The following is a 4016-nucleotide window of genomic DNA, read 5'->3' as shown; positions in this document are numbered from 1 at the left end:
GTATTCTTTAACAATTTTTTTAAGCCACCGTTGTTCATAGCTGACAGCTCTGTAGATCTTTGGAATCTGTTGTATGATCTTCATTCCGAAGAACTTACCTTTTTGAGCGTACTGAATTCGGTATCCAGGAAGCGGCAGGATGGTTATTTGCGGGAATTCCTGCTGCAAGAGAGCGGCATGTTTTCCTTCAGCTGCAATAAAAACCTGAGCGCCTGCGTTTAGCATTTCATGGATAAGGGGGATATCGCGGGTGGCGTGTCCGAGACCCCAATCCAGAGGGACTATTAAAATTTTGGCGGGAGACAGGATTGTGGACAAATAAATTTAATTTTTTTTGCGAATTTAGCTTAAATTACAAATGGGCATTGTTAAGAAAAAGTAAACTCTTGAGGTCGGAATTTTATAAAACAGAAAGTACATTAAACTGCAGTATGAAACGTATCAAATGGATGGTGATCTTTTTTCTTTGTGGAAGTTTAGCGATGACAGGGTGCAAGGTATTTAAGAAAAATGATTGCGGTTGTCCCACTATGAACAAGAAACGAATGCACTAAAGACCATCTGTATGCATCTAACAATTTAGCCTTATCTTTTTGAAACATCCCATGAATAGCCTTATTTAAACAACATTGGGGAACAGTCAAATTTTTTATTCATGAAACCTGTAGATAGAGATTTATTAATCCTGCTACATGAAGATAGGTACACTGAGCAGCAAATTCAATCAGCCGTAAGGCAGATCAGTGAAATGCTTTCGCTGATTGAAACAATGGATTACCTGTGTGCGGTTATGGAAGTAGTAGATTGTAACAAAAGCAGAGTGACGAGCAAACGCTCTGTTATCGAAAAGGCTATATCGCGCAAGACGCATAAGCCATTTGAATTTATAATTCACAAGAACTAGTACCTTGTAAGTACGTGTGCATTAGGAATTCCCGTTATAGTAGCATGTGCCAGCTGCTTGTCTGTTTGTTGTGCTTTTTATTAAATTCTTGTTGTACGTTTGCCATCAAACAAATCCATTAGATGATGGCCGATTTTTCGCACCTGCAAGATTTCTTACAACCGGTATCCAAAGCATTTCTCAACGATGACCAGGAATATGATGCCTTCCAGACCGGCGGTACCATTGATGTATTTGAAGAAGAACATCAACCTGATCTTGAAGCTGCAGACATTATTCTGTTGGGTGTAGGTGAAGAACGTGGAGGCACCTCCGGAAGAACCAGCACTAACGGGCCTGATACTATACGCCGTGAACTTTACAAATTGTACAACTGGCACCGCGACATTAAAGTCGCTGATATCGGCAACCTGCGCTCCGGCGCACAACTAGCCGATGCTTACGCTGCTATGAAAACGGTGATCAGTGAACTGCTCTCGGCCAACAAGACAGTACTCATACTTGGCGGCTCTCATGATCTTACGTATGCGCAATACAAAGCCTATGCGTCGCAACAGCTCATCATTGAAGCTACCGTTGCAGATGCGCTGATAGACCTGCAGGAAGACTCCAAACTCCGCAGCGAGCGCTTTCTCATGGACATGCTCACCGAACAGCCTAACTATCTTCGTCATTATAATCACCTCGGATTCCAGAGTTATTTCGTACATCCGCGGATGTTGGAAACGCTCGACAAACTCCGTTTTGACTGCTACCGCCTTGGCCGTATCCGTGAGAATATGGAAGAGGCGGAGCCTGTGTTGCGTCATTCAGACCTTTTCAGCCTCGATATCAATATCATCCGACATACTGATGCTCCTGCGAATCACCTCTCCCCTAACGGATTCAGTGGAGAAGAAGCCTGTTCACTGGCCCGCTACGCCGGTATGAGCAGCCGTTTGTCTTCCTTCGGTATATATGGCTACGAGGTCTCCAGGGATAAAGGGCAACTTACTGCCAAACAGATTGCGCAGATGCTCTGGTACTTTATGGATGGCCGCGCCGTAAGAAACCGCGAGGCTCACCTGGAGGACCGTGACGCGTTCTGGGAATTTCATATAGCCTTCTCCGATATAGAAACGGTATTTCTTAAAAGTAAAAAGACAGGCCGCTGGTGGATGCAATTGCCAGACCATGAGTTTGTGCCATGCGCCTACAACGATTACCTGCTTGCCAGCAACAATGAGATGCCGGAGAGGTGGCTGAGACACCAGGAGAGACTGTGATATTTAGTTATTTAGGTATTTAAATGCAGGGGAGATTATTAGTTATTTAAACAACTACTATCATTTCCGCTGCATTTAAATACCTAAATAACTAAATCAAATAGTGAAATCCTTAAATAACAGTGACAGCCGGTCTTTAAGAAAGGCGGCTTTATTGTCTGTGGAGATCATATCGTCGTTAAGGCCGGCCAGTGTTGATTTGTGCAGTTTTTCCACACGTTCATCTATTTTTTTGAAGTATTCTTCCTTTCTGGCCTCCCAGGCACCCTGATCGGTTTGCAACTGGTATTGTTTGTTGGTATCGATGTGGCTGTAAATATACTGCAGGGTGTTGTACAGCAAGCTGTCCAGCTGCTTGTAATAGTTAAGCGCACAATTGTACATGTTGTGATTACTTGTAAGACACTGCTGATAGCGCATTTCAAGCGTATCCAGTGCGGTGGCCCGTGATTGGGAATGGGCGCTGATGCTTATCAAAAGCCCCAGCCCACACGTTAGCATAGTGACAGTAAGAAGGCTTCTCATAGGTTAGGTTAGGATATGCAACAAATGTATAAAAAATTCTATGTAAAAAAGAAAGGTGTTAGCTTTTAGCTGTCAGGTTTAAGTTAAGTTTCTGACAGTTAAGGGCTAACACCTTATTCTTTTATTGTTTTGCGCCAACAGAGCCGCTGCATATGTCGCCCTGTGTCATTCCGTTTAGCCATACCCGTAGTGCTTCCGCTCTTTGGTGTGTAAGCTCTGTGAGGTAGTTGGATTTGCACATCGGGAAGGCGCTGCCGTAGTTTTTAGCAGGATCGGGAAACATTGTTTTCACCTGTGCATCCCTGAATTGTACCCAGAGGCGCTGTGCATCCCGGAGGTTGCCGGTGAATGTTTTGTTGGCGGTATAGTCTTTCATGATCTGCTGATAGATGTTATTCAGCTCTTTATCTGCGGCCTTATATTCTTCAGCGGCTTTCTTGTTCAGGTCCGACTGGGTTTGTGCAAAGACGGTAAGGCTGCCGGTGATGAGCAGCATGACAGTAAACAGTGACTTCATATCAGTGAGGTTTTATGAATTTAAGAGCGTACACCATCGGGAGTTTTCCTTCCAGTCCTTTGATATAAAAGCGATCGCCCTGTTGTGTGGTATTGCTGAAGCAGTTATAGGGCGAGTAGTCATATTCCCTGAAAACCTGCAACTGCAGCCCCTGGGCGGTTAATGCGGTAATAATATCACTGAGCGGATGATTCCAGGAATAGGAAAGATTGCTGATACCGGCATTGGGATCAGCGTATGTCCCTTCCTCTTTCTCCACGATAGTTGTAGTATTGAAATAGCCGTATCCGACCTTTGTAAAGGTACTATCGAACATCCAGACAACCGGATGAAAATCGGCCATGATAAATTGTCCGCCGGGTTCCAGGAAGTGGTTGACTACGGCGGCCCACTTGCTGAGGTCCGGAAGCCAGCCAATAGTGCCATAAGAAGTGAATACAATATTGAAGGTACCCCGGAGGTGGGCAGGAAGGCTGTAGAGGTCACAGCAAACAAAGCGGGACTTGTTGCTCAGATGCAGCTGTGCCGCCAGTTTGCGTGCTTCTTCTATTGCGGCGTCTGAGAGATCGGCACCGGTAACGGAAGCGCCCATCCTGGCCATAGACAAAGTATCCTGCCCGAAGTGACATTGGAGGTGCAGGATACTTTGTTGTTGAATGTTACCCAGCAATTCCAGTTCGATACTGTTGAGCGAACTTTTGCCATTGAGGAATGCGGGTACATCATAAAAATCAGATGTAACGTGAACGGATATACGCTGGTTCCACAATGCTTTGTTGACAGAGAGGTATTCCTGGTTATCGTT

At 44.9% G+C, this 4016-nt stretch carries 5 protein-coding genes and 1 pseudogene; 2 read left to right on the top strand and 4 right to left on the bottom strand.

All coding sequences use genetic code 11. The features are described from left to right. Positions 1 to 318 (bottom strand): annotated as a pseudogene (locus VM802_RS14435) (glycosyltransferase); the annotation flags it as partial. Between the two features lie 337 nt (positions 319 to 655). On the opposite strand from VM802_RS14435, the gene VM802_RS14430 reads away from it, so the two are divergent. Beyond that, the gene (locus tag VM802_RS14430; protein ID WP_325531642.1) at positions 656 to 904 is read left to right on the top strand and encodes a hypothetical protein; all 249 of its coding nucleotides are present in this window, start codon (positions 656 to 658) and stop codon (positions 902 to 904) included. Between the two features lie 122 nt (positions 905 to 1026). Further along, positions 1027 to 2169: a formimidoylglutamase gene (locus tag VM802_RS14425; protein ID WP_325531640.1), complete on the top strand. Its 1143-nt coding sequence runs from the start codon at positions 1027 to 1029 to the stop codon at positions 2167 to 2169. 96 nt (positions 2170 to 2265) lie between these two features. On the opposite strand, the gene VM802_RS14420 is transcribed toward VM802_RS14425, so the two are convergent. The 3 genes from VM802_RS14420 to VM802_RS14410 all read right to left on the bottom strand — a co-directional run. Continuing rightward, positions 2266 to 2694, bottom strand: coding sequence for a hypothetical protein (locus VM802_RS14420; RefSeq protein WP_325531638.1), 429 nt, complete (start codon positions 2692 to 2694; stop codon positions 2266 to 2268). Positions 2695 to 2815: 121 nt separating this feature from the next. Then, positions 2816 to 3211, bottom strand: a complete 396-nt coding sequence (locus tag VM802_RS14415) for a lysozyme inhibitor LprI family protein (protein ID WP_325531636.1) — start codon at positions 3209 to 3211, stop codon at positions 2816 to 2818. Between the two features lies 1 nt (position 3212). After that, positions 3213 to 4016: class I SAM-dependent methyltransferase (locus tag VM802_RS14410; RefSeq protein ID WP_325531634.1), on the bottom strand; the 804-nt coding region annotated here is incomplete at its 5' end.

The organism is Chitinophaga sp. (assembly GCF_035538455.1).
Classification (GTDB): domain Bacteria; phylum Bacteroidota; class Bacteroidia; order Chitinophagales; family Chitinophagaceae; genus Chitinophaga.
This window is presented reverse-complemented; position numbering and strand designations above follow the sequence as displayed.